Annotated in this window: 23 protein-coding genes and 1 pseudogene; 6 read left to right on the forward strand and 18 right to left on the reverse strand. The window is 61.5% G+C overall.

Annotated features, from left to right (window positions below; translation table 11 throughout):
* Positions 1-50: 50 nt before the first annotated feature.
* Positions 51-240 (forward strand): annotated as a pseudogene (locus WNY80_RS17535) (4-aminobutyrate--2-oxoglutarate transaminase); the annotation flags it as partial.
* The gene (locus WNY80_RS17540; protein WP_342888707.1) at positions 240-1,718 is read left to right on the forward strand and encodes an NAD-dependent succinate-semialdehyde dehydrogenase; all 1,479 of its coding nucleotides are present in this window, start codon (positions 240-242) and stop codon (positions 1,716-1,718) included. The pseudogene WNY80_RS17535 and the gene WNY80_RS17540, both read left to right, overlap by 1 nt.
* An 83-nt stretch (positions 1,719-1,801) precedes the next feature.
* Here WNY80_RS17540 and WNY80_RS17545 read toward each other — a convergent pair whose 3' ends face one another.
* Complete coding sequence (locus WNY80_RS17545) at positions 1,802-2,020, reverse strand: hypothetical protein (protein ID WP_342888708.1); 219 nt, start codon at positions 2,018-2,020, stop codon at positions 1,802-1,804.
* 154 nt (positions 2,021-2,174) lie between these two features.
* On the opposite strand from WNY80_RS17545, the gene gntA reads away from it, so the two are divergent.
* Both gntA and WNY80_RS17555 read left to right on the forward strand, forming a co-directional pair.
* Entirely contained in the window at positions 2,175-2,834 is a 660-nt protein-coding gene (gntA, locus tag WNY80_RS17550; protein WP_342888709.1) for a guanitoxin biosynthesis heme-dependent pre-guanitoxin N-hydroxylase GntA, read from the forward strand.
* A gap of 1 nt (position 2,835) precedes the next feature.
* Positions 2,836-3,426, forward strand: a complete 591-nt coding sequence (locus WNY80_RS17555) for an urea carboxylase-associated family protein (protein WP_342888710.1) — start codon at positions 2,836-2,838, stop codon at positions 3,424-3,426.
* Between the two features lie 5 nt (positions 3,427-3,431).
* Here WNY80_RS17555 and WNY80_RS17560 read toward each other — a convergent pair whose 3' ends face one another.
* The 10 genes from WNY80_RS17560 to hutI form a co-directional block, all read right to left on the reverse strand.
* Positions 3,432-5,027, reverse strand: a complete 1,596-nt coding sequence (locus WNY80_RS17560; protein ID WP_342888711.1) for a TRAP transporter large permease subunit — start codon at positions 5,025-5,027, stop codon at positions 3,432-3,434.
* 4 nt (positions 5,028-5,031) lie between these two features.
* A complete protein-coding gene (locus tag WNY80_RS17565; protein ID WP_342888712.1) occupies positions 5,032-5,844 on the reverse strand; it encodes a TRAP transporter small permease in 813 nt (270 codons plus the stop codon).
* Between the two features lie 85 nt (positions 5,845-5,929).
* Positions 5,930-6,964, reverse strand: a complete 1,035-nt coding sequence (locus WNY80_RS17570) for a TRAP transporter substrate-binding protein (protein ID WP_342888713.1) — start codon at positions 6,962-6,964, stop codon at positions 5,930-5,932.
* Between the two features lie 585 nt (positions 6,965-7,549).
* Entirely contained in the window at positions 7,550-9,100 is a 1,551-nt protein-coding gene (locus WNY80_RS17575) for a TRAP transporter large permease subunit (protein ID WP_342888714.1), read from the reverse strand.
* Positions 9,097-9,609 (reverse strand): TRAP transporter small permease subunit, encoded by a 513-nt coding sequence (locus WNY80_RS17580; protein ID WP_342888715.1) that lies wholly within the window; start codon positions 9,607-9,609, stop codon positions 9,097-9,099. Before WNY80_RS17580 ends, WNY80_RS17575 begins: the two co-directional genes overlap by 4 nt.
* Positions 9,610-9,674: 65 nt before the next feature.
* Positions 9,675-10,763, reverse strand: coding sequence for a TRAP transporter substrate-binding protein (locus tag WNY80_RS17585; RefSeq protein WP_342888716.1), 1,089 nt, complete (start codon positions 10,761-10,763; stop codon positions 9,675-9,677).
* Positions 10,764-10,785: 22 nt separating this feature from the next.
* Positions 10,786-12,468 carry a urocanate hydratase gene (hutU, locus tag WNY80_RS17590; protein ID WP_342888717.1) on the reverse strand — a complete coding sequence of 561 codons (1,683 nt, stop codon included), beginning with the start codon at positions 12,466-12,468 and terminating at the stop codon, positions 10,786-10,788.
* Entirely contained in the window at positions 12,465-13,265 is an 801-nt protein-coding gene (gene hutG, locus WNY80_RS17595) for an N-formylglutamate deformylase (RefSeq protein WP_342888718.1), read from the reverse strand. The genes hutU and hutG overlap by 4 nt, the downstream gene beginning before the upstream one ends.
* Positions 13,262-14,803: a histidine ammonia-lyase gene (gene hutH / locus WNY80_RS17600; RefSeq protein ID WP_342888719.1), complete on the reverse strand. Its 1,542-nt coding sequence runs from the start codon at positions 14,801-14,803 to the stop codon at positions 13,262-13,264. Before hutH ends, hutG begins: the two co-directional genes overlap by 4 nt.
* Positions 14,800-15,993, reverse strand: coding sequence for an imidazolonepropionase (hutI, locus tag WNY80_RS17605; RefSeq protein ID WP_342888720.1), 1,194 nt, complete (start codon positions 15,991-15,993; stop codon positions 14,800-14,802). Before hutI ends, hutH begins: the two co-directional genes overlap by 4 nt.
* 74 nt (positions 15,994-16,067) lie before the next feature.
* Here hutI and WNY80_RS17610 point away from each other — a divergent pair, with 74 nt between their 5' ends.
* Entirely contained in the window at positions 16,068-17,432 is a 1,365-nt protein-coding gene (locus WNY80_RS17610; protein WP_342888721.1) for a formimidoylglutamate deiminase, read from the forward strand.
* A complete protein-coding gene (locus WNY80_RS17615; RefSeq protein ID WP_342888722.1) occupies positions 17,429-18,130 on the forward strand; it encodes a GntR family transcriptional regulator in 702 nt (233 codons plus the stop codon). Before WNY80_RS17610 ends, WNY80_RS17615 begins: the two co-directional genes overlap by 4 nt.
* 18 nt (positions 18,131-18,148) lie before the next feature.
* On the opposite strand, the gene WNY80_RS17620 is transcribed toward WNY80_RS17615, so the two are convergent.
* From WNY80_RS17620 to WNY80_RS17650, 7 genes are read right to left on the reverse strand one after another with little or no spacing between them, the layout of a single operon-like run.
* A complete protein-coding gene (locus tag WNY80_RS17620) occupies positions 18,149-18,931 on the reverse strand; it encodes a carnitinyl-CoA dehydratase (RefSeq protein ID WP_342888723.1) in 783 nt (260 codons plus the stop codon).
* Between the two features lie 16 nt (positions 18,932-18,947).
* Positions 18,948-20,999 carry an acetate--CoA ligase family protein gene (locus tag WNY80_RS17625; RefSeq protein ID WP_342888724.1) on the reverse strand — a complete coding sequence of 684 codons (2,052 nt, stop codon included), beginning with the start codon at positions 20,997-20,999 and terminating at the stop codon, positions 18,948-18,950.
* Between the two features lie 8 nt (positions 21,000-21,007).
* Positions 21,008-22,171: an acyl-CoA dehydrogenase family protein gene (locus tag WNY80_RS17630; RefSeq protein ID WP_342888725.1), complete on the reverse strand. Its 1,164-nt coding sequence runs from the start codon at positions 22,169-22,171 to the stop codon at positions 21,008-21,010.
* A gap of 4 nt (positions 22,172-22,175) precedes the next feature.
* A complete protein-coding gene (locus WNY80_RS17635) occupies positions 22,176-22,937 on the reverse strand; it encodes an SDR family oxidoreductase (protein WP_342888726.1) in 762 nt (253 codons plus the stop codon).
* Positions 22,938-22,940: 3 nt separating this feature from the next.
* Positions 22,941-24,374, reverse strand: a complete 1,434-nt coding sequence (locus WNY80_RS17640) for a carnitine 3-dehydrogenase (RefSeq protein WP_342888727.1) — start codon at positions 24,372-24,374, stop codon at positions 22,941-22,943.
* The gene (locus WNY80_RS17645) at positions 24,371-24,991 is read right to left on the reverse strand and encodes an HD domain-containing protein (RefSeq protein WP_342888728.1); all 621 of its coding nucleotides are present in this window, start codon (positions 24,989-24,991) and stop codon (positions 24,371-24,373) included. Before WNY80_RS17645 ends, WNY80_RS17640 begins: the two co-directional genes overlap by 4 nt.
* A gap of 19 nt (positions 24,992-25,010) precedes the next feature.
* A complete protein-coding gene (locus WNY80_RS17650) occupies positions 25,011-25,928 on the reverse strand; it encodes a 3-keto-5-aminohexanoate cleavage protein (protein WP_342888729.1) in 918 nt (305 codons plus the stop codon).
* Positions 25,929-26,001: the final 73 nt, after the last annotated feature.

Consider the following 26,001-nt stretch of genomic DNA (forward strand, 5'->3'; position numbering starts at 1 on the left):
CGTGATTTCGCCGCCGGCAGCGCCGCGGTCAAAACCGGTCATCGCCCCCCGATTTTGCCAATGCCGTCAAAGCCCGTGCATTGGACAAAGGGGGTGATCCTTTTGACCTGCGGCGTTTACGCCAATGTCATCCGTTTCCTGTCTCCGGTAACCCTTCAGGATCCGGTATTTCAGGAAGCGCTGGACCTTCTCGAAGCGTCCATCCGTGAAGTTCATGCAGAAATTGGAGCAACCGCATAATGAGCAGCAAACCCCTCGCAGAAATGCTGAAAGATCCGAGTCTTCTTGTCACCTCGGCCTATATTGGCGGTTCCTGGGTGAAGGCCGCACCGAGCGGCAAGACATTCGACGTGTGCAACCCGTCCACCGGCGAGGTCATCACCGCGCTGCCCGATCTCGGTGTCGACGAAACCAGGGCCGCCATCGATGCTGCCTATGACGCACAGAAGGACTGGGCGGCAAAGACCGGCAAGGAACGCAGTGCGGTGCTGCGCAAGCTCTATGACCTGATGGTGGCCAATGCCGACGATCTCGGCGCGATCCTGACGGCGGAGATGGGCAAGCCGCTGGCTGAAGCCAAGGGCGAAATCCTCTATGGTGCAAGCTTCATCGAGTGGTTCGCGGAAGAAGCCAAGCGGGTTTATGGCGACGTCATTCCGGGGCACCAGCCCGACAAGCGGATCGTGGTGCTGAAGCAGCCCGTCGGCGTTGTCGCCTCGATCACACCGTGGAACTTCCCCAATGCCATGATCGCCCGCAAGCTCGGACCGGCGCTGGCCGTGGGTTGCGCCTTTGTCGCCAAGCCTGCCGCCGAGACACCGCTTTCGGCGCTGGCAATGGCCAAGCTTGCCGAGGATGCCGGCCTGCCAAAGGGGTTGCTCAGCGTCATCACCTCGAAATCGAGTGCCGCGATCGGGCAGGAATTCTGCTCCAACAACAAGGTGCGCAAGATCACCTTTACCGGCTCTACCGAAGTGGGCCGCATCCTGATGCGGCAGTCGGCCGACCAGATCAAGAAGACCTCGATGGAGCTTGGCGGCAACGCGCCGTTCATCGTCTTCGACGACGCCGATCTCGACGCCGCCGTCGAAGGCGCGATGATCTCGAAATACCGCAACAACGGCCAGACCTGCGTCTGCGCCAACCGGATCTACGTGCAGGCGGGCGTCTACGATGCGTTTGCCGAGAAACTCGCCGTGGCGGTCAGCAAGATGAAGATCGGCGACGGGTTTGGCGATGGCGTGACCACCGGCCCGCTGATCAGCGAAGACGCTGTGACCAAGGTTGTCGAACATATCGAGGACGCCAAGTCGAAGGGCGCCAAGGTGCTCACCGGCGGCAAGCGCCATGCACGCGGCGGCACCTTCTTCGAACCGACGATCCTGACCGGCGTGACCCGCGACATGCAGGTGGCGGGCGACGAGACATTCGGTCCGGTGGCACCGCTGTTCAAGTTCGACACGGTCGAAGACGTGATCGAACAGGCCAATGACACGATCTTCGGCCTGGCATCATACTTCTATGCCAATGACCTGACCAAGGTCTGGCGTGTGGCCGAAGCGCTGGAATACGGCATGGTCGGTGTCAACACCGGGCTGATCTCAACCGAAGTCGCCCCGTTTGGCGGGGTCAAGCAATCGGGCCAGGGCCGCGAAGGCTCGAAATACGGCATCGATGATTACCTGGAAATCAAGTATCTCTGCCTCGGTGGAATCTGAGTTCCAACGGACAGAATATCAACCGGGGCGTGGTTCAACCGACCTCGCCCCGGCCAGACCATCCCGGATTGCCTCGAGAAGCTTCACAGGACCGAAGCCGTTTTCCCGTGCTGTTTCCCAGACGGTTCTGGCGCCAGGCTTCTGCGCATGGTTTTGCCGGTCCGGGCACAATACGGCATGAGTTCGGTCTCGGCGGCATCGACGGCGTCCCGCCTCAGGGCGAACGGGCCGGTGTAGCGGCTTCCCACCCTGTAGAACCATCCGCCTCTCCAGGTCTCTATCTCGTACAGGGTCTCGGTCATCGGCTAAACTCCGGTGTGTGCATGTGCAGATCAACGCTGCATCCTGCTGCCGGTTCCCCCACCCATTGGCGATACCCCGCGGGAACTTCCGCACGCTCCAATCGTTTAGGCAGGCAACCCGCCTGTTGAGGCATTGGAGAGTGAGTGAAGTACGATGACCGACATATCCAACTCATTTGAGCAATTCATCCAGAGCGCAGAATTTCCCTGCGTCGGCGCCAAATCGGCTCTCGCACGCGATGCCCTTTCCGTGTTTGAAGTGGGCGAAATCGACAGTCCCGCCGATGACGTCGAAATCCACCGTGCGCTGCGGGATTTCAGTGAAAGCCTCGATCATCAGAGCCCGATTGTGCGGTCGTTCGTGGTCATTTTCGAAGGCCCCGTCGGGCTTGACGAAGAAGCCTTTGAGAAGGCGCTGTGGAACAGGCTGCAATCGCTGCACAATCTCGATGTGGTCAGCGGTCAGCAATGGAGTGACGTCGTCGACCATGATCCGGCCTCGCCGCATTTTTCGCTCAGCATTGGCGGCGAACCGTTCTTCGTCATCGGGCTGCACCCCAACGCCTCGCGCCCTGCCCGACGGTTCGAAAAGCCGGCGCTGGTGTTCAATTCGCACCTGCAGTTCGAGAAACTGCGGGCTGACGGCCGTTTCGACAAGATGAAGGAAATCATCCGCAAGCGCGATGCGGCGCTGGCCGGCAACGTCAACCCGATGCTCAATGATCACGGCACTGCGTCGGAAGCGCGCCAGTACAGCGGGCGCGCGGTTGATCCCGAATGGAAATGCCCTTTCGCGCACAAGGAGGTGGCGTGAGATGGCTCGCCGGATTCCTGCCCGCAGCGGCACCGCATTCGAACTGAAAAAGGGACAGATGCTGACGGTCATCGATCCGGAAGGTGAACAGGTTTCCGACCTCGTGGCCTTCAACGCCGATGACAAGCGCGAGTATCTGTCCTCGGGCCGGTCGATCGATTACGCCGGCCGGATCTTTCTGACCACCGGCGACAGCCTGTATTCAAACCGCTCTGTGCCGATGCTGAGCATTGTCGAGGACGAAGTTGGCAGGCATGATTTCAGCCTGACACCGTGCTCGCGCGATACGTTCCGGATCATCTATGGCGACACCAATCCGCATCATGGGTGCCAGGGCAATCTTGAGACCGCATTGGCGCCCTATGGCATCGGTCCCGACGCTATTCCGATTGCCTTCAACGTGTTCATGCATGTTTCCGTCGACAGCGAGAGCGGCGAGATCAAGGTGCTGCCGCCCAAGAGCAAGCCTGGTCAGAAAACCGTGTTCCGTGCCGAGATGGACCTGATCGTCGCCATGACGGCATGCTCCGCCGGGCAATCAAACAATTTCCGCTACAAGCCGATCGACTACCACATCGAGGACGGAAGCTGACCGCATCAGCCGAGGAACACCGTCACGATCTGCGGGAAAGCGAGCAACACCATCAGCGCCAGAAGCTGCAGGCCGATAAAGGGCAGGAAACCGCGAAAGATGTCGGTCAGGGTGATGTGCGAGGGCGCCACCGACTTCAGGTAGAAGGCTGCGGGGCCGAAAGGCGGTGACAGGAATGACACCTGCATGTTCATGCAGAACACCACGCCAAACCAGATCGCGACATATTGCGGCTCTATCGAGCCCAGGAAACCGATCTCCTCGACCGGCAGACGCATGACGATGGGCAGGAACACCGGCATGATCAGAAGCACGATGCCGACCCAGTCCATGAACATGCCCATGATCAGGAAGATCAGCATCATCAGCAGGATCACCCCCATCGTCGGCAATTCGGCGTCGATGATCAAATTGGCCACATAGGTCGGTCCGCCAACCAGGGTGTAGGCCGCGGCGAGTGCGGCCGCACCGACTGTTACCCAGATGATGGTACCTGTCGACTTCATGGTGCGCATCAGCGAGTCCCAGACCACGTCAAAGCTCATTTCACCGCGTGCCAGCGTGATCAGAAACACCGCGACAACCCCCATTGCCGCAGCTTCGGTGATCCCGGTGATGCCGCCATAGATCGAGCCGAGCACAACGCCGATCACGATGATCGGGGCAACAAGACCCTTGCCCATGTGCCAGCTGGTCAGCGTGCGCTCCCGGCCGAAGGCAAATTGCAGCAACGCAAGCCCGCCGAGGAAGACGCCGAACAGGTAAGGCAGGTCCGACACCATCGCCAGCGGGACGGGATCAACCCCTTCAAGGATGGCATTGCCGCCTGTCGCGGTCTGAAACAATGCCCGGATCAGCAGCAGGCCGGAGAAGCCGATTGCGATGATGGTGAGAAAGGCGCCGAACAGGATCGACTTTTCCCGGCTCGGCGGATCATCAGGGTCCGGCTCGGGCAGCGGCGCCTGGTCAGGGTTCAGCCGGGTGCGCACGATGATGTAGATGATGAAGAACGATGCCAGCATGAAACCCGGCAGGAACGAAGCCGAAAACAGGGCCTTGATCGATGTTTCTGTCACCAGCCCGTAGAAGATCAGGACGATCGACGGCGGGATCATGGTGCCCAGCGACCCGCTTGCGCAAATCGTGCCGATGGCGAGGTTCTGGTTGTAGCCAAGCCGCAGCATCTGTGGCAGCGCGATCAGGCCGAGCAGCACCACCTCTCCGCCGACAATTCCGGACATGGCAGCCATGATCACCGCCATGATCGAGGTGACGATGGCGATGCCGCCGCGTGTGCGTGAGAGCCAGACATTGAGCGACGAATACATATCCTTGGCGATGCCGGATCGCTCCAGCAGGGCCGCCATGAAGATGAAAAGCGGTATCGAAATCAGCACGTAATTGGTCATCTGGCGATAGATCGCCTGCGCGAGCACGGCGAGCGGCCCGCGACCGAAATCCCGGAACAGGAGGTCCGGGCCGAACTTCATTACCAGCACGGCTCCTGCCAGCGTCGCTGAGGCAAACCCCAGCGGCATGCCCAGGGCAAGGAATACAAAAAGCCCTATGAGAAGGAGAAGTGACAGTGTCCCCAGATCCATCAGGTCAGTCCTTCACGGTTTTGCGAATAAGCTCGATCTCGGCTTCATCAATGTCGTCGACCGGGGTGTGGTGTTCCGGCATCTTGTTCCAATCGGCAATCAGATTGGAAAGCGCCTGGATTGCCACGAGCAGGGCAATGAACAGGATTGCAGGCTTGATGGTCGCCGGAATTGGCGGATCCCAGGCGGTGCCAAAGGTTTCCCAGCGCAGGAACTTGTCACGGGATTCATTGAAGCCGCCCCAGATCAGCATGAAGCAGAAGGCCCAGGTCAACAGGACGGTGAGGACATCGGCCAGTTTCTGCATCCAGCGCGGGAACAGGTCGTAGACCACATAGATGCGGATATGGCTGCGCTGCTGCATGGCGTAGAGGCCTGCAAACAGGAAAACAAAACCGGCGATCCACAAGGAGAGTTCGTTGGCCCAGAGTGTCGGCTTCACGAAGACGTAACGCGACACCACCTCGTAGAACATGACCAGCACCATGACCGCCGTTGCGATCATCGACAGCCGGGCAAAAATCAGGCTGACGATGTCAAAGAAGCCTTCGGGCTGCTGCTCGATCATGCCGCGCCGGTCGGAGAAATAGATGCTGGCGGACAACATCGCGATAGAGCCTGCAATCATCGTCACCAGAACAGAAGGTGTGTCAGTCGGCGAAAGAAACTGCTTGAGGCCGATGCCGGTGGCGAAAAACATCTGCCCGGCGATCAGCCACGCCGCCATGAAAGCGGTGGCTGCGGTGGAGGCAATCGTGATCATGCGCATGGGATTGCGCATCCTGCCCAGCCATATGCTTTCAACCTTGTCCGTCATTCCCCGCCTCTTGATCGGTCACATGTCCGCAAAGATGAGACGAGCCCGAACAGGCTCGCCTCTGAGTTGATCGACCGGAAGAATTCTACTTGATCTTGCCGGTCTTGCGAAGGAAGGCGCGGTGAGCTTCGACCAGTGCCTTGGCTTCCGGGGTTTTGTCGGCCCAGCCATCCCAGGCGCGCTGAGCGCCGGCACGGAATTCCGCACGGTCTTCGGGGCTCCAGTCGTAAAGCGTCACGCCCTGGGCCTTGAGTTTGGTTGCGGCTTCCTGGTTGGCGATATCGATGGTCATCGCGGTTTGCAGAGCAAGTGCCTGGGTCGCTGTTTCGAAGATCGCCTTGATGTCATCGGGAAAGCTGTTCCAGACATCGAGGTTGAAGGTCACATGATCCACGGGCATCGAATGGAACCCGGGGAACGTGGCGTGCTTGACGATGTCGTAGAGACCGAGGCCGACATTGTTGGCCAGGCTTGAGGCGTCGGCGCCATCGATGATGCCGGATTCAAGCGCGGTGAAGACTTCGGTGAAGTCCATCACGATCGGCGATGCGCCCAGTTCGGCGAAAATCTCGGTCTCGAGACCCGGAGGCGAACGGAACTTCCAGTCCTTCAGGTCCGCCGGGCCACGCAGCGGCTTGGACGAGGACATGGCTTCCTGGCCGCCGGTCCACCAGCCGACAAGATGCATGTTGTACTTCTCATACAGTGCGTTGGCAGCTTCCTTGCCGCCGCCATTGTAGTAGAAGCTGTAGAGCTGGTAGGGGTCGTCATAGCCGCCCATGGGATCACCCACGAACTGGAATGCCGGGTTCTTGCCGGTCTGGTAGGCGCCGCCATGCATTTCTCCATCGAGAATGCCCGAGGCGGCGGCGTCGAAGCCTTCGACAGTGGCAACCACGGCGGACGACCAGAACATCTCGATCTTGACGCGGCCGCCGGACATCTTCTCGACATTGTCGATGAAGCCCTGCGCCAGCTTGCCCGAGACAGTCTCCGCGGCATATTGCGTCTGCATGCGCAGATTGAATTCCTGCGACAGCGCCGTGGTTGAGGCAGCAGCCATCATCGCCACCGACGCCATACCCATGACCGCCGATGAAATCACGTTTCCCATTTTCATATTCTTCTCCTCCTCTGGTGCCTTCGCACCCTCCCTGACGCCACCGCGTGTGGCGATCATCTCCCTGGTTGCCCGATGACGGTCTCCCGTTGTCCTCGAGCACAAATGCCTAACCATGACCGCCGACCAGAACCTGATTTGAATGTTGTTCGCAGGCGACTTTATATTTGTTGGACAATTGGAAGCTATATACGTTCTACACGCCTGTCAATCGGAGTCATAACGGCTATAAACGGCCACATTTTCACATTTAAAATTATATTATCCTACAATTAAGACGTGATGATCACACCACTTTGTCTGCTTTGGATTTTTCATGGGGGATGGCGCGGTGCGGACCGCGGCACACTCCTGCGGCGCAACAGAAGCAACCGTGGAAACCCAAAGGGTTAGCCGGAGCTAGACGATCAGGCTACCGCCGCTCGAAATCCACAGCCAAGCGCAGCCGCCGGCCTCTGTCGAGATGCCGCAGAGCTGGCGCTGTCTGGAAGATGAACAGTTCAAGGCGAGGATGCCGCGGCAGTTCAACGCTGCTGGCTGCTGCCGGCCGGAAAGCCGGCTGACACGCGGACGTTCGTGCAGGCGCTAGAAAATCACGCCCGGCAACCAGGTTGCCAGTTGCGGCAACAGCCACACCAGCGAGATGCCGACGATCTGCAGTCCGATGAAGGGCACCACACCTGCATAGATCTGGCCGGTGGTGACTTCGGGAGGGGCAGCACCGCGCAGATAGAACAGCGAGAAACCGAAGGGGGGCGTGAGGAAGCTGGTCTGCAGATTGATGGCCAGCAGCACGCCGAGCCAGATCGGGTCATGCCCCATCATGATCAGCGGCGGCGCGATCAGCGGCAGCACGATCACCGAGATCTCGACGAAATCGAGGAAGAAGCCAAGCACGAAGACAAATGCCATGCAAAACAGCAACGCGCCCGCGGCACCGCCGGGCATGTTGGCGAGGATATGCGCCACCCGCTCTTCTCCACCGAGCCCGATGAAGACCAGCGAGAACATGCCGGCCGCCAGGATGGTGGCGAAGATCATCGCCGTCATGGTCAGGGTCGAATCGACAGCGGCATGCAGCGTCCTGGTCTTCAATGTTGCGCGAAGCGCCGTCAGGATTGCCACCGCGCCGATGATAGTCAGCACGATGTAGAAGCCACCGGCCGTCAGCGAAGCCATGCCGAGATCGCTGCGCTGAAGGCGGACGGGAAACAATCCGGCAAGGATACCAAGGCAGATCAGGGCCGCAGCCCCCCAGAGGATGATCTGCGGGCTCTTGCCGACCCGCATGCCGGCCATCAACAAGGCACCGATGGCGCCTACCGATGCGGCTTCGGTTGGTGTTGCCACGCCGCCGAGGATCGCGCCGAGAACCGTGAAGATCAACAGCACCGGCGGTATGATTGCCGAGAGAATTTCGCGGCGGTCCGGCTTGGGTGTGTCGAGCGTTGCCGGCGGCATATCGCCCGGCCGGATCAGACCGCGCACCAGGATGTAAATGAGATAGAGCAGCACCAGCGTCAGCCCGGGAACGATGGCGGCGGCGAAAAACTGGCCGACCGACAGCGCCTCGACGGAGAACTTGCCCTGCTCGTATTGTGCCTGCTGGTAGGCATTGGACATGACATCGGCGAGGATGATCAGCAGCGTCGAGGGCGGAATGATCTGACCCAAAGTGCCCGCGGTGCAGACGATGCCCGAGGCAACACGCGGATCATAGCCGGAGCGCAACATGGTCGGCAGCGCGATCATGCCCATGGCCACCACGGTGGCGCCGACGATGCCGGTGGAGGCGGCGAGCAGCGCACCGACCAGCACCACGGAAATCCCGAGGCCGCCGCGCAATTGCCCGAACAACCGGCCCATGGTGTCGAGCAGTTCCTCGGCGATACGACTTTTCTCCAGCACCGCGCCCATCAGCACGAACAGCGGAATGGCGATCAGCACCTGGTTGGAAATCAGGCCGAAAACCCGCTGGCCGGTGGCGCCCATCAGCGTGATGTCCATGACACCGAGCGCCCATCCGAGATAGGCAAAGACGACCGCCACGCCGGCAATCGAAAACGACACCGGGAAGCCGAGCAGAATGGCACCCATCAGGGCGGCGAACATGACGAGATCGAGATACTGGCTCATGCATCAGCCTTTGGCGCGGAAGTGTCAGGCAGAAGGAGCCGGATCAGCAGGGACAGCGATTGCAGCACCAGAAGGATGCAGAACGCCGGAATCAGCGACTTGAGCAGGAATACCGCTTCGATGCCGCCGACCGAAATCGGGCCTTCAAGAATTTTCCAGGAATTGCGCACCGACGGCCAGGACCAGTAGAGCAGCACCAGCATGGATGGCATCAGCAGGAACAGGTGGCCGAATATATCGATGCGGCGTCGGGTGGCTTGGCTGGCCTTGGCGTAAAAGACGTCAACTCGAACATGCTTGTCGACCAGCAGCGTGTAGGCCGCGCCGAGCATGAACAGCGTCGCATGCATGTAGAGCACGCTTTCCTGCACGGCGATGATATTGACGCCGAAGACATAGCGTCCGACGACAATGGCAAACTGCACCAGCACCATCAACAGCGCCAGCCAGCGGATGACGCTCGCCGTGGCCCGGCTGATCGTGTCGAGAATGTCAGCCAGACGCTGCATGCAGTTCCCTCTCGTGGGTGGTTATCCGGCGCGGGAGAAACCCCGCGCCGGACAAGATATCGCTATCAGTAGCCCATGACAGAGGCGCGGGCGTTCATCTGCCCGTTGTCGGCATAGGTCATGTAGCTGCCTACCAGATCGCGGTAGGAAATGTAGCTTTCGGTGATGCGCTTGACCAGCTCATCATCGTTCTGGCGCAGTTCGTCAACAACCTCTTCAGCCGCCTTGCCCATGGCCGCGATGACATCGTCAGGCAGCTTGCGGACATTGACGCCATGCTCGGAGACCAAAGTCTTGAGCGACTGGGCGTGCTTGGTGGTGTATTCGGTCCAGACCGGGTTGTAGAGGCTTTCGCAGGCCAGCGAGACGACCTGCTGCAGGTCTGAGGGAAGTTCCGCATAGGCCTTGGCGTTGACGCCGCATTCCTCGGCGGACGACGGCTCACCGACACCCGGCCAGTAGTAGTTCTTGGCAACCTGGTAGAAACCGAGTGCGGAATCGGTCCACGGGCCGATGAATTCGCCGGCGTCGAGTGCGCCAGTCTGCAGGGCCTGGAACATCGGCGGTCCGCCCATGGCTTCAGCGGCCATGCCGAGCTTGGTAGCCATTTCCGAGGCCAGACCGGTGGTGCGGAATTTCAGGCCCTTGAGGTCTTCGACCGAGTTGATCTCGTTGCGGAACCAGCCAGCCCACTGCGGACCGGAGTTGCCGCACAGGAACGGCTTGACGCCGAAACGACCGTACATTTCGTCATAGAGCGCCTGACCGCCACCGTGCTGCATCCAGCCGAACTGCTCGTCTGCGCGCAGGCCGAAAGGCTGCGAACCGAACAGCAGGATACCCTTGGACTTGGAGCCCCAGTAGGCCGGGACGGCATGGTAGAGCTCGGCGGTGCCTTCGGAGACGGCGTCGAACACGCCGGGACCGGGAACAATTTCACCGGCAGCATAGAGCTTGACCTCGATACGGCCGCCCGAGAGCGTGGTGATGCGGTCCGCCAGCAATTGCGCGGCGACGCCCGGACCCGGCAGGTTCTTCGGCCATGCGGTGACCATCTTCCACTGGCGCTTGTCCTGTGCGATTGCGGGCGTGGCGAGTGTCGCAGCGGCGGCTGCACCGGCTACGCCGGCCTTCAGGAATTTTCTTCTCTGCATAATCAGTCCTCTCAGTTTGAGTTCACCCAAGTATTGCGGGCAGATTGAGCCCGTGTTCGCGCGCGCAGTCGAGCGCGATGTCGTAACCGGCATCGGCATGACGCCAGACCCCGGAAGCCGGATCGTTCCACAGCACCCGCTCGAGGCGTTTGGCTGCGGCTTCGGTGCCGTCGGCGACAACGACCATGCCGGAATGCTGGCTGAAACCCATGCCAACGCCACCGCCATGGTGGATCGACACCCAGGTGGCGCCGGACGCGGTGTTGACCAGCGCATTGAGCAGCGGCCAGTCGCTGACGGCATCCGAGCCATCCTTCATGGATTCGGTTTCGCGGTTGGGCGAAGCGACGGAGCCTGAATCGAGATGGTCGCGGCCGATCACGATCGGCGCCTTGAGTTCACCCGAGGCGACCATTTCGTTAAAGGCGAGACCGGCACGGTGGCGGTCGCCGAGACCGATCCAGCAGATACGCGCCGGCAGCCCCTGGAAGGCGATGCGCTCGCGCGCCATGTCGAGCCAGTTGTGCAGATGGATGTTGTCCGGAAACAGCTCCTTCATCTTGGCGTCGGTCTTGTAGATGTCTTCCGGATCGCCGGAAAGCGCGCACCAGCGGAACGGGCCGATGCCGCGACAGAACAGCGGCCGGATATAGGCGGGAACGAAACCGGGGAAGGCAAAGGCGTTTTCCAGGCCTTCGTCCTGCGCCACCTGGCGGATGTTGTTGCCGTAATCGAGCGTCGGAACGCCGGCATTCCAGAAATCGACCATCGCCGAGACGTGGGCTTTCATGGATGCACGCGCAGCTTTCTCGACAGCCTTGGGATCGCTTTCCTGTTTCTCGCGCCATTCGGCCACGTTCCAGCCCTGCGGCAGGTAGCCATGCAGCGGGTCATGGGCAGAGGTCTGGTCGGTGACGATATCGGGGCGTAGGCCGCCGGCCTTCATGCGCTCAGCAAGCTCGATGAAAACATCGGCCGCATTTCCGAGAAGGCCAACCGATTTGGCTTCCCCCGCCTTGGTCCAGGCATCAATCATGCCGAGTGCTTCATCGAGCGTGTAGGCTTTCGCATCGACGTAACGGGTGCGCAGGCGGAAATCGATGCGGGTCTCGTCGCACTCGACCGCGAGGCAGCAGGCGCCGGCCATCACGGCTGCCAGCGGCTGGGCGCCGCCCATGCCGCCGAGACCACCAGTAAGTATCCACTTGCCTTTCAGGTCGCCGCCATAATGCTGACGTCCGGCCTCGGCAAAGGTCTCGAAGGTTCCCTGAACGATGCCCTGGGTGCCGATGTAGATCCACGATCCGGCGGTCATCTGGCCGTACATGGCGAGTCCGCGCTTGTCGAGTTCGTTGAAGTGATCCCAGTTGGCCCAGTGCGGCACCAGGTTGGAGTTTGCGATCAGCACGCGTGGCGCATCGACATGGGTGCGGACCACGGCAACCGGCTTGCCCGATTGCACGACAAGCGTCTCGTCTTCATTCAGCTTCTTCAGACTGTCGACAATCATGTCGAAGTCTTTCCATGTGCGCGCAGCCCGGCCAATCCCGCCATAGACAACCAGCTCATGCGGGTTTTCGGCCACGTCAGGATGCAGATTGTTCATCAGCATGCGCATCGGCGCTTCTGTGAGCCAGCTCTTGGCAGTGATCTCGGTGCCTGTCGGCGGATAGACATCGCGCTGATTGTGTCTCGGATTGGTCATGATTGGTCTCCCAATGATGCTGCAAGGTCAGCAACTGAATTCAGAATGGTCTTGAGATGAACGCGCAGCCGTTCCGCCTTTTGAACGTCATAGTCGAAGGGCAGTTGTTCGCTGGCCAGATGCGTGCTCTGTGCGAGCTCCATCTGGATGGCGTGCATGTTTTCGGCAGGCCTGCCGTAACGGCGCGTGGTCCAGCCGCCCTTGAAGCGGCCGTTGACGATGCTCGAGTAGCCCTCCGCCCCGGCGCAGATACCGCTGACAACCGCTTCGATCACCGGGGCGCAGGTCTGGCCATTGTTGGTGCCGATGTTGAAATCAGGCAGCGTTCCTTCAAACAGGAACGGGATGTTGGAGCGGATCGAATGGCAATCGTAGAGGATGGCGACGCCGTGTTGCGCGCGCACCCGTTCCAGCTCGGTTTCGAGTGCGGCGTGATAGGGCGCGTGCCAAGCAAGCCTGCGCGCCTCGATCTCGTCGGCATCCGGCTCTTCGAGCCAAAGCGGCAGGCCGTCGAAATCGGTCATCGGCACCAGTCCGGTGGTATTCTGCCCCGGATAAAGGCTTGCACCGGACGGATCGCGGTTGGCGTCGATGACGTAGCGATGGAAATTGGCGCGGACCGTGGTGACGTCGTCCAGCAGGCCGTCATAGAGCCGGTCGACGTGCCAGTCGGTATCGGACAGCGTCTGCCCCAGCGGTGTCAGCCGCGCGAAAATGTCGTCGGGAACGAAGGTGCCGGTGTGCGGCAGCCCGAGCACCAGCGGACCATTGCCGCGCCTGACCTCGACCGGAGTCATGCCGTTTCTCCCGCGAGCAGGCTCGCGACCGCGCATTCCGCCTGGACCCTGCCTTCGCCAACTATCCTTGCGGCGCTGGCGATGTCTCCCGCCATGAAGCGGTCATCGGTCAAGGTGGCGACCTCGGAGCGGATCAGCTTGAGCGCCGATTGCAGGGCGGGGCTTGTCGTGAGCGGCGCTCTGAACTCGACGCCCTGCGCCGCGCACATCAGCTCGACACCGATGATGACGTTGAGATTGTCATTCATCCGCAACAGCCGCCGTGCGCCGTGGGCGGCCATGGAGACGTGGTCTTCCTGGTTGGCCGATGTCGGGGTGGAATCGGTCGAGCAAGGATTGGCGAGATGCTTGTTCTCGCTCATCAGGGCGGCAGTGGTGACTTCGGCGATCATCAGGCCCGAGTTCAGGCCCGGTGCCGGCGTCAGGAACGGCGGCAGGTCGAAAGACAGAGTCGGATCGACCATCAACGCGACGCGGCGCTGGGAAATGGCGCCGATCTCGGCAATGGCGAGCGCTATCTGGTCGGCAGCAAAAGCGACGGGTTCGGCATGGAAATTGCCGCCGGAAACAATTTTGCCTTCGGCCACCAGAACCAGCGGATTGTCGGAGACCGCATTGGCCTCGATCTCCAGCGTCTGGCCGGCAAAGCGCAGCAGATCGAGGGCCGCACCTGCGACCTGCGGCTGACAGCGGATGCAATAGGGATCCTGCACCCGGGTATCGCCGTCACGATGGCTCTCTCGGATTTCGGAACCCTGCATCACCGCGCGCATGGCGCGGGCGACATCGATCTGGCCGCGATGACCGCGGAAGGCGTGAATGCCGGCTTCGAGCGGCGCGGTCGAGCCCATGATGGCATCGGTCGACAGGCAGGAGGAAACCACACTGGCTTCAAGATTGCGCAAAGCGGAGAACAAGCCGGTCAGTGCGCAAGCCGTGGAGAATTGGGTACCGTTGATCAGGCCGAGGCCTTCCTTCGGGGCAAGCACGGCGGGCTCGATACCGGCCCTGGAAAGCGCCTTTGCGGCAGGCATGCGCTCGCCGCCGAAGATCGCCTCGCCCTCGCCGATCATCGCGGCGGCCATATGGGCCAGCGGCGCGAGATCGCCTGACGCGCCAACCGAGCCCTGGCTCGGGATCACCGGGGTAACACCTTCGCGCAACATGTTCTGGATCACCGAAAGCGTCTTCCAGGTGATACCGGATGCGCCGCGCCCGGCCGAAAGCAGCTTCAGCACCATCATCAGCCGGGTGGTGGCCACATCAAGCGGCTCACCGACGCCGCAACAATGCGACAGGATCAGGTTGCGCTGCAATTGCGCGGTGTCACCGGGCTTGATGCGAACGCTGGCGAGCTTGCCGAAGCCGGTGTTGACGCCATAGACAGCCTCGTCGCCAGCGGCGGCCTTGCGCACCAGCTCGGCAGCGGCCTCGATCGCCGGAAGCGCGCTGTCATCGAGCCTTGCGGCCGCCCCGGTGCGCCAGATCTGCTCCAGTTGGCCAAGCGTTGCCTGGCCGGGCAATAGTGTCAGCGTCACAATGCGCCTCCATAAATCCGCTTCCAAAGCGGGTTGAATCCTATGCGATAGGCCAATTCCGCCGGATGTTCGACATCCCAGACAGCAAGATCCGCACGCAGACCCGACTTGATCTGGCCTGCGTCATTCAGGCCAAGGGCGCGGGCGGCGTTTCTCGTAACCCCGGCAAGTGCTTCTTCCGGCGTCATCCTGAACAGGGTGCAGGCCATGTTCATGCTGAGCAGCAGCGAGGACATTGGAGACGAACCGGGATTGCAGTCGGTTGCCACCGCCATCACCACGCCATGCTTGCGGAAAGCATCGATTGGAGGGGCCGCGGTTTCACGCAATGTGTAGAAGGCGCCGGGCAGAATAACGGCCACAGTACCGGCCTTCGCCATTGCCGCCGCGTCCTCATCATTGGCATGTTCAAGGTGATCGGCCGACATGGCGCCGTAGCCCGCGGCAAGTTTTGCGCCACCGAGATTGGAGAGCTGCTCGGCGTGCAGCTTGAGCGGAATGCCGAGCGCTTTCGCCTTGTCGAAGACACGGGCGATCTGGTCGGGGCTAAAGGCAATGCCCTCGCAGAAGCCGTCGACCGCATCGACCAGACCTTCGGCATGGGCCGCTTCGAGCCCCGGAATGCAGACATCGTCGATGTAGGCGTCACCACGGCCCTTGTATTCGGGCGGCTCCGCATGGGCGCCCAGATAGCTGGTCCTGACCCGGACCGGGCGCTTTTCGGCGACAGCCCTGGCTGCGCGCAGCATCTTCAACTCGTTTTCAATATCGAGGCCGTAACCGGACTTGATTTCGATGGTCGTCACACCCTCGGCGAGCATGGCGTCAACGCGGGTCAGCGCGTCGGCGACCAGCTGGTCCTGAGTGGCTGTGCGTGTGGCAGCGACGGTGGAGACGATGCCGCCGCCGGCACGGGCTACTTCCTCGTAGCTTGCGCCTTCGAGCCGCATCTCGAATTCGCGGGCCCGGTTGCCGCCATGAATCACATGGGTGTGGCAATCGATCAGCGCCGGCGTCACCAGCCGGCCTTCCAGGTCGAGTCTTTCATCAAGCTTGAATTCGTCCGGCAGATCGGCGGCAGGCCCTGCCCAGGCAATGCGCCCTGCCCTGATCGCTACAGCCCCCTCGTTGACCAGCCCGTAAGCCGGCGCACCGTCCATGGTCGCCAATGTCGCGTTGATCAGAAGCATGATTTCGCCGTTGTTATGTTCGTGTTATTGGACTATAAGTATATACATAAAAACCTGTCAAGAGGCGTGACACAATGACGATTGTCTGGGCTGAGAAAGCATTGCTGGAAAGCGGCTGGGCCGAGAATGTACAGATCGAAATCGGCCCCGACGGCCTGATCAAAAGCATTGAACAGAACACCAAGGCTAACGGTCACAAGACCGGAGTGCTGCTGCCTGCACCGGCCAATTGCCACAGCCATGCGTTCCAGCGCGCCATGGCCGGACTGACCGAAAGGCGCGGGCCGGATGCATCGGATTCGTTCTGGACCTGGCGGCAGCTGATGTTCCGCTTCCTCGATCGGCTGACGCCGGAGCATGTCGAGGCGATTGCCGGCTTCGTGCAGATGGAAATGCTCGAAGCCGGGTATTCCGCCAATGTCGAATTTCACTACCTGCATCACCAGCCCGGTGGCGTGCCTTACGACAATATTGCCGAAATGGCCGAGCGGATCGCGGCAGCCAGCGCCACCACCGGCATGGGGCTGACGCTGCTGCCGGTGCATTACCAGTATGGCGGCTGCGACAAGCGCGCGCTGGGTCCGGGACAGATCCGCTTCGGCAACACGCTCGACGCCTATTGTGAGCTGCATGCCAAATCCGCCGAAGCACTGGCTAACCTGACCCCGGACAGCCGCATCGGCGTGGCTCCACACAGCCTGCGTGCCATTGCACCGGAGGACCTGGTCCATCATGCCAGGCTGGCAGGCGACAATCCCTTGCACATGCATCTGGCCGAACAGATCGCCGAGGTCGAGGAGATCGAGGCGGCCCATGGCAAGCGGCCAGTTGAACTGGTGCTCGACACGATGGAACTCGATGCGCGGCACTGTTTCATCCATTGCACCCAGATGCTGAGCCACGAGACAGAGGGCCTTGCCCGCAGCGGCGCGGTTGCCGGACTTTGCCCGATCACCGAATCGAGCCTGGGTGACGGCATCTTTGATGGCGTGCGCTGGTTCGAGAACGGCGGCGCGATTGCCATCGGCTCGGATTCCAATATCCGGATTTCGCTGTCGGAAGAACTCAGGACGCTCGACTATTCGCAACGCCTGCGCGACCACTCCCGCGCGGCCCTGGCGACACCTGACAAGTCCACCGGACGCCGGCTGTTCGATGCGATCAACGCGGGCGGGGCCAGCGTGTCGGCACGCAACAATGGCGCTCTTGCGGTGGGCAAGCTCGCCGACATGATGGCGCTGGACGCCAATGCGGTTGATCTTGCCGGCAGAACCGGCGACACAATCCTCGATTGTTACATATTCGCCGGCGACGACCGCATGGTAGAGGATGTCTGGTCGGCCGGCCGTCACATGGTGAGCGGAGGCAAGCACGTGAAACGGGAGGCCATCGTCTCGGCCTATGCGCGGACGATGAAGGAGCTTGGAGGGGCCATTTGAGCGGGGGAGAATTCAAAAGCTGGCAGTCGGTGCAGGCGGAGGTTCTGCGCCGGATCAATGCGCGCGAATGGAAGCCGGGAGACTTCATTCCGAACGAGGCGGAGCTGTCCGTCGAATTCGGGTGCGCCAGAGCCACGGTCAATCGAGCCCTGCGCGGTCTGGCCGAATCGGGATTGCTTGACCGCCGCCGCAAGGCAGGCACCCGCGTGGCACTCAACCCGGTGCGCAAGGCCACGCTCGACATTCCGGTGATCCGCTATGAAATCGAAGGCAAGGGCCAGACCTACCGCCACACCGTCCTGACCCAGGAACGCGCAATGCCCCCGTCGGGCATTCAGGCGCGGATGCAGGTCGAACAAGGCATCAGGCTCGTTCACCTGGTGACGCTGCACCTGGCAGACGGCAAGCCCTATGTGTTTGGCGACCGCTGGATCAATCCCGAAGCTGTGCCCGGCATCGAGGCCGCCGACCTCGCCGTCAAAAGCGCCAATGAATGGCTGGTGGCCAATGTTCCTTTCGAGGGCGGCGATTTTTCCTTTTCGGCGATGACGGCGGGCAAACGCGAAGCGGAAATCCTTGCCTGCAAGGAAGGCGAAGGCCTGTTCGTGATCGACCGCAGCACCTGGAACAAGGGGCTGGTGATCACCTCGGTGCGGCTGACCTTTGCACCGGGCTACCAGATGCACACCAAGATCTAGAAATCAGGCGCAGGCCTGTCATTTGCCCTTCCAGACCGGGTCGCGCTTTTCCGCGAACGCCCTGAAGCCTTCGAGATTGTCTTCCGAGCCGTACAAAGTGTCGACCGTGCGCAACTGGCGCTTGGTCACCTTGTTCATGGTGTCCTGGAATTTTTCGCCCTCGGCTTCGCGCACCACCTCCTTGATCGCGGCGAAGACCAGTGGTGGGCCCGAGGCAAGCAGTTCAGCCATTTCCCAAGCTTTGTGAATCAGTTCGTCGGCTTTGTGAATGTGATTTACGAAGCCCCAGCGATGCGCTTCCTCGGCGTCAAGCCAGCGGCCGGTGAACAGCATTTCCATGGCGATGTGATAGGGGATGCGCTTGGGCAGCTTGATCGAGGCGGCGTCGGCCACGGTGCCGGAGCGGATTTCAGGCAGTGCGAATGTGGCGTGTTCGGCGGCCAGGATGATGTCGCAGGAGAGCGCGATCTCGAGCCCGCCGCCACAGCAGATGCCGTTGACGGCGCAGATCACCGGCTTGTTCATGTGCGGCAGTTCCTGAAGCCCGCCGAAGCCGCCGACGCCGTAATCCCCGTCGACTGCATCGCCATCATTGGCGGCTTTCAGATCCCAGCCGGGGCAGAAGAATTTCTCGCCGGCGGCGGTGAGAATGGCGACGCGCAGGTCGGGGTTGTCGCGGAAATCGCGGAACACTTCGCCCAGGACCCGGCTTGTCTGCAAATCAACCGCGTTGGCCTTGGGCCGGTCGAGCGTGACTTCCAGCACGTGGCCGACGATACGGGTTCTGACAGGTCCGGTCATGAGCGGCTTCCTTTTGCTATTCAACGTCATTGAGGCGGATCAGCGCATCTACGGCGATGGCATCTCCGGCACGGGCAATCAGTGGATTGACTTCGAGTTCGACCAGACGGTCGCAGTGGGCCGCGGCGTAATGGCAGATGGCCATCACGGCACCGCCCAACGCTTCCATGTCGGCGGCGGGTTTGCCGCGATAGCCTTCCAGCAGCCGGCCAATCCGAAGCCGCTTGAGCGCCAGCATGATCTCGTTCCGGCTGACCGGCAAGAGCAGGCTTTCAGTGTCACCCAGAATTTCGGTCAGCACCCCGCCGGCACCAAGTGTGAGGAGAAACGTGCCGGTCGGGTCCCGGGTGATGCCGACAAGCACTTCGGCAATGCCACCCACAGCCATTTCCTCCACCAGGAACTCCGACGTGACAGTCTGCATCTGGCGGGCGGCAACACCGAGGCTTGCCTCATCGCGAATGTCGAGAGCCACCAGACCGGCTTCGCTCTTGTGTGCCAACCCGACGCCCTTGAGGACGACCGGGAACGACAGCGCCGCCGCCTCCCGGGTCAACTCGTCGATGGATCGCGCCTGGATCGATTTCGGAATTTTCAGTCCGAACCCGGACAAGGCATCTTTCGAAGCGGCCTCGCTGAGAATGGATGACTGGTTGGCTGTCGCCGCCGTGAGCACCAGAGGCTCCGGTTCTGCCTTTCCGAGCCGTCCTGCAGCAATGGCGGCACTGATTGCAGCGATGCCCTCGCTCATGCCGTGGAGAACGGCAACGCCGCCGCGCATGAATTCGCGGGTGAAATGATCCGACATATTCTCCGGCAGGCTCGCCAGCACGGCAACGCGCGAGCCGGTGAGAGCCTTTGCTGCGATGATCGCGTCAACCGCGCACTGATAACCGGAAGGGTCGCATCTGTCGGCTCGCGGCAGATCCAGGATGAAGACGGTGAGATCGAATGTTTCGGCCATGACGGTCGAGAACACCCGGGTCATGCGTGGCGTGTCGCCCCAGATGAAGGTGTGATAGTCGAGCGGATTGGCGATGGTGACGATGGGGCCGAGTTCTGCCTTGAGCGCCGCGCGTTGCGTTGCTGCAAAATCCGCAAACTCGAGGTCTGTAGCACTGCTCAGATCCGCCATCAGGCTGGCTTCGCCGCCTGAACAGCTGACCGAACAGACCGACGCTCCCGGCAGCGGTCCGATCATGTGCAGCAGCTTGAGCGTTTCGAGAAACACCGCAATGGTTTCGACCTCGATGATCCCGAGCCGTTTGAGCAGCGCCGAACCGGCAGCAGCACTGCCTGCCAGCGATGCGGTATGGGTCATGGTGGCGGCGCGGGCCTTGTCGGAGCGGCCGATCTTGATGGCGACCACCGGCTTGCCCCTGGCTCTAGCCTTGGCGGCGAATGCTTCAAGCGCCCGAATGTCGCCAAAGCCTTCAAGATAAAGCCCGATTGCGGTGACCCGCTCATCGTCGAGCAAGGCCTCGGCAATGGCGCTGGCGCCGATCTGGGCCTGGTTGCCGGCTGCAACGACATAGGCAATCGGCAGGCCGCGCGCCTGCATGGTCATGTTGATGGCAATGTTGGATGACTGGGCGACGATGGCCACGCCGCTCTCGACAGCCGGACCGCCATGCTGATCCGGCCAAAGCGTCACATTGTCGAGATAGTTGAGCAGGCCATAGCAATTGGGGCCGAGAATCGGCATGTCACCGGCGGCCTTGATCAGCCGCGCCTGAAGATCCGCGCCGCCCGCAGTTTCACTCTCGCTTTCAAGGAACCCTGAGGCAAAGCAGGTGGCCCCGCCTGCCCGCATGGCACTGAGCCGTTCGACAACCTCGATCGTCGCATCGCGGTTGACGCCGATGAAGCTTGCATCGGGCGCTCCCGGCAGATCGTCGATGGAGGCGAGGCAGGGTACGCCGAGTATGTCGGCGCGTTTCGGATTGACCGGCCAGATGTCACCGTCAAAGCCGGACTTTTTCAGCTGCGCGACGACATTGACAGCCCATCCGCCGCCAAACAGCGCGATGGATCTGGGCCTCAGGAGGCGGGAGAGATCAGGTTTCATGGACGTGATCAGGCTCCGAACGGCCGCAGGAGCGAGCGCGAAATGATGTGACGCTGGATTTCCGAGGTACCTTCCCAGATACGTTCGATGCGGGCGTCGCGCCAGATGCGTTCGAGCGGCAGCTCGGCCATTAGCCCCATGCCGCCATGGATCTGGATGGCCTCGTCGGCGACCATGGCCAGCATTTCGGTGGCCTTGAGCTTTGCCATCGCCATGTCGGCGTCGGAGGCCTCGCCGCGGTCGAACTTCCATCCGGCTTCGAGGATCATCAGTTCGGCGGCCTTCATCTCCATGGCCATGTCGGCGAGCTTGAACGAGACGCCCTGGAACTTGCCGATCGGCTGACCGAACTGTTCACGCGTCGCAGCCCATTCGACCGAATGCTGGAAAGCGCGGTCGGCACGGCCGAGACAGGTGGCCCCGACCTGCAGCCTTGTGGCGCCGAGCCAGGTGTTGGCGACCTCAAAGCCCTTGTGGACTTCACCCAGCACGTTTTCTGCGGGCACGCGGCAATTGTCGAATTCAAGCACGGCGTTGGTGTAGCCGCGGTGCGAGACATTGCGGTAGCCGTCGCGCACGGCATAGCCGGGTGTGCCCTTGTCGACGAAAAAGGCAGTGATCAGCTTCTTTGGGCCGCGCGGCGTGTCTTCTTCGCCGGTTGCCATGAAGGCAATGGTGAAGTCGGCGATATCGGCGTGGGAGATGAAATGCTTGGTGCCGTTGAGCACCCAGTCCGTTCCATCCTGTTTTGCGGTCGCCTTCATGCCGCGCAGGTCGGAGCCGGCGCCGGGCTCGGTCATCGCCAGGCAATCCCATTTCTCGCCTGCCACGCAGGGTTCGAGATACCGGGTGCGTTGTTCTGCCGTTCCGGCGCAGAGAATGTTGGAGGGGCGTGCAACGCAGGTCCAGTGCAGCGCGTAATTGGCGCGGCCAAGCTCCTTTTCGTAGAGCAGCCAGGTCGGGGTATCGAGACCAGCGCCGCCGAATTCCTCGGGAATGTTGGCGGCATAGAGCCCAGCAGCGATTGCCTTCTGCTGGATCTCGCGTACCAGATCCATGTCGAGATGGCCGGTGCGTTCAACCTTGGCTTCGTGCGGATAGAGTTCATTTTCGACGAAGGCCCGCGTGGTCTCGACGATCATCTCCTGTTCCTGGGTCAGTCCGAATTCCATGTGCTTAAACCTTTGGGTCGGGGTTTTCAGTATGGCCGTCGACGGCAATCACCTGGCCGGAAACCAGCCGGGCGCCGTCGGAGGCCAGAAAGGCTGCCATGTTGGCGATGTCCTGGGCCGTGACGAAGGAGCGCATCGAGACGCCTGCCTCGTAGCCGGCCCGGACGATCTCCGGCGTTGTGCCCTTGGCCTTGGCTTCACGCTCGATGACGCCGTCAATGCGCGGACCTTCAACGCATCCCGGCGCAATTGCATTGGCGCGGATGCCAAACGGACCCAATTCCATGGCCAGCGTCTTCATCAAACCGATCTCCGCCCATTTCGCCGATGCGTAGGGCGACCGGTTTGGAAAGCCGTTGATGCCGGCATTCGAGGAGGTGATCAGGATGACGCCGGATTTCTGCGCCTTCATCATCGGGGCTGCATATTTGGCGGCCAGGAATGCACCTTCCAGATTGACCGCCACGCAACGGCGGAAATCCTCTGGCTCGACATCCTCGACCAAGGCCGTGGGACCGGCGATGCCGGCATTGGCGCAGACCACATCGATACCACCCCACTCGTCTGAGATGCGCGCGAAAACCGTCCGCATGTGCTCAGGATCGCTGGCGTCTCCGGTCATTTTCAGCCAGCTGCCGGGGCAACCGTCCAGAGCAGCCTGATCCATGTCGGTCACAAGCACCCGCGCGCCCTGAGCCGCAAAAGTCTCGGCCATGGCCTTGCCGATGCCAGATCCGCCGCCGGTGATGAGAACCCGCTTGCTCATCGCCTAGTCCCGCATGCTGGCGGGTTTTGGCAGTTTCGACTGGGCTTCGCCGAGCGCGGTGATCTTTGCCAGAACCTCGCCTTCGGGCTCGCAGGTGCGGCGGGTTTCGAGCGAGACATGGAGCAGAAGCTGGTTGCAGGTCGACAGCAGTTCGCCGTCGGCGGTGCGGATCATCTCGTGATAGAGCCGCAGCTTCTTGCCGCGGGCTTCGAGGACCTGGGTGCGGACATGGATGGCGTCGCCCAGATGGGTTTCGCTGAGATAGCCGATCTCGTTGGAGACGGTGAAATAGGACAGGCCGCCGGCGATGTAGTCCGGATCGGCACCGACCATCTGCATGACGACGTCGCCGGCATCGGAGAAGACCTGGCCGTAGCGGCTTTCATTCATGTGGCCGTTGTAATCCATCCAGTCGACCGGGATGACGCGGTTCAGCGTGGTGAACGGCTTGTCGATGGCGGCAGGCAATGGCGGCTTGCTGCGCGCGTCCTGGGCATTGAGCAATTCGCCCGCGCCCCAATTGCGGCCCTTCAAGGCCCGCATCATGGCCACCAGGTTGTCGTCGCGGATGCGTTCGAGCTCACGGATCGAATGCATGCCCGACTGGGCGTCCGACTGATCGGCGATCATGTTTGTCAGTTCTTCGGTGAGTTCCGGCACATCCATCAGCTTGGTCCAGGGCCAGGAGAGGCATGGGCCGAACTGGGCGATGAAATGGCGCATGCCCGCCTCGCCACCGGCAATGCGGTAGGTCTCGAACAGGCCCATCTGGGCCCAGCGCATGCCGAAGCCGTAGCGGATGACGTCGTCGATTTCCTGGGTGGTGGCAACGCCGTCCTTGATCAGCCACAGCGCCTCGCGCCAGACGGCTTCGAGAAACCGGTCGGCAATATGGGCGTCGATTTCCTTGCGCACGATCAGTGGCTTCATGCCGATTTCTTCGAGCACCTCTTTGGCGCGCTCGACAGTCTCCTGAACCCCGACAAGCTCGATCACCGGCAGCAGATAGACCGGGTTGAACGGATGGGCGACGAAGATCTGTTCCGGCCGTGCCGCGCCCTCTTGCAGCTGAGACGGTTTGAAGCCGGAAGTGGACGAGCCGATCAGTGCGTCCTTGTGGCAATGGGCCTGGATTTCGGCAAACACCTTGTGCTTGATATCGAGGCGCTCGGGCGCGCTTTCCTGGATCCAGTCAGCATCCGCCACGGCTTCTGCCAGCGACGCTGCGAAACTGAGTTTGCCTTCTTTCGGGACGGTCACATCCGACAGCGCGGGCAAGGAGCGCCGCGCATTGGCAAGCACTTCCCCGACCTTGCGCTCAGCTTCCGGATCGGGATCGTAGACGATCACATTCCAGCCATTGAGGAGGAAGCGCGCAGCCCAGCCGCCGCCGATGACACCGCCGCCGATGATGGCGGCTGTCCTGTTTTCACTCATGTGTTTCGCTCTTTGGCACGTGTGGGATCGGTCAGTTCAACCCGTTCACCGGCGCGGATCACTGCAGGATCATAGGCTTTGCGGGCAAAGACCTGCTCGACTTGATCGCGGAAGAACTCGATGTCTTCATGCGGGTAGTCCGGGTCAAAGCTGTTCTGGTCCCAGCGCTCACAGAAGGTGGCGCAATCATCATAATAGGCATGGCCCTTGTAGGCATCGCGCGCATGCGGATTGCCGCCGACATGTTGGGCGTAATAGAGCTTCTGGAAGTCGCCGTGCTTTTCGACCACCCAGGCGCATTGCTCGCGCACGAAAGGTTTCAGGATAGCGGCTGCATATTCATCGTGATTGTAGGGCGCGTAGATGTCGCCGATGTCATGCAGCAGGGCCGAGACCACCCAGTCTGTATCGGCGCCATCGCGCCAGGCGCGGGTGGCGGCCTGCAACGAATGGCCCAGCCGCGTGACCTGGTAGCCCGACAGGCTCTTGTCGAGATCGACCATTGCCGAGAGCAAACGTTCGCCGGTCTTGGCGGCATACTCGATTTCATGCTCGGTGAGGAACTCATAGTCCTCACGGTCGCCATCCTTCATCGCGGTAAACTTGACCTTCTCCATGCCACCCTCCCCTTCGGTCTTATGCAGACGCAGGCGCGCGCTTGGTCAGGTTGAGCCGTTCGCGCACTTCCTGAGGGCCGATGACCCGGGCACCCATGTTCTCGACGATGGTTACGGCACGCTCGACCAGTTGCGCATTGGTGGCGAGCTGGCCCTTGCCGAGCCAGAGATTGTCTTCAAGACCAACGCGGACATTGCCGCCGGCCAGCACGGAGGCTGCGACATAGGCCATCTGGTTGCGGCCAAGCGCGAAGGCTGACCAGTTCCAGTCGTCAGGCACATTGTTGACCATCGCCATGAAGGTGTTGAGGTCGTCGGGCGCGCCCCAGGGAACACCCATGCAGAGCTGCACCAGCGCATCAGGCGCCAGCACGCCTTCCTTGACCAGTTCCTTGGCGAACCAGAGGTGACCGGTGTCGAAGGCCTCGATCTCCGGCTTGACGCCAAGCTGGGTCATCATGCCGCCCATGGCACGCAGCATGCCCGGGGTGTTGGTCATGACGTAATCGGCTTCGGCAAAATTCATGGTGCCGCAATCAAGCGTGCACATCTCCGGCAGGCATTCGAGAATGTGCTTCATGCGTTCGGATGCGCCGACCATGTCGGTGCCGACCGGATTGAGCGGCAACGGCTTTTCGGTCGGGCCAAAGGTGATATCGCCGCCCATGCCGGCAGTCAGATTCAATACGACATCGACTTCGGCTTCGCGAATGCGCTCGGTGACTTCGCGGTAAAGCGCGACATCGCGGCGCGGAGCCCCGGTTTCGGGATCGCGGACATGGCAGTGGACGATGGCGGCGCCGGCCTTGGCTGCGTCGATCGCCGAATTGGCGATCTGCTCGGGCGAACGCGGCACATGCGGGCTGCGATCCTGAGTGGAGCCGGATCCGGTGACGGCGCAGGTAATGAAAACCTCGCGGTTCATGGTCAATGGCATTCGGACAATCCTCCTCTTTACGGTCCCGCAATGATGAACGGGTTGCAGCCGAATGCCTTACGATTTACGAATT

The organism is Hoeflea sp. AS16, from assembly GCF_038900095.1.
GTDB lineage: Bacteria > Pseudomonadota > Alphaproteobacteria > Rhizobiales > Rhizobiaceae > Hoeflea.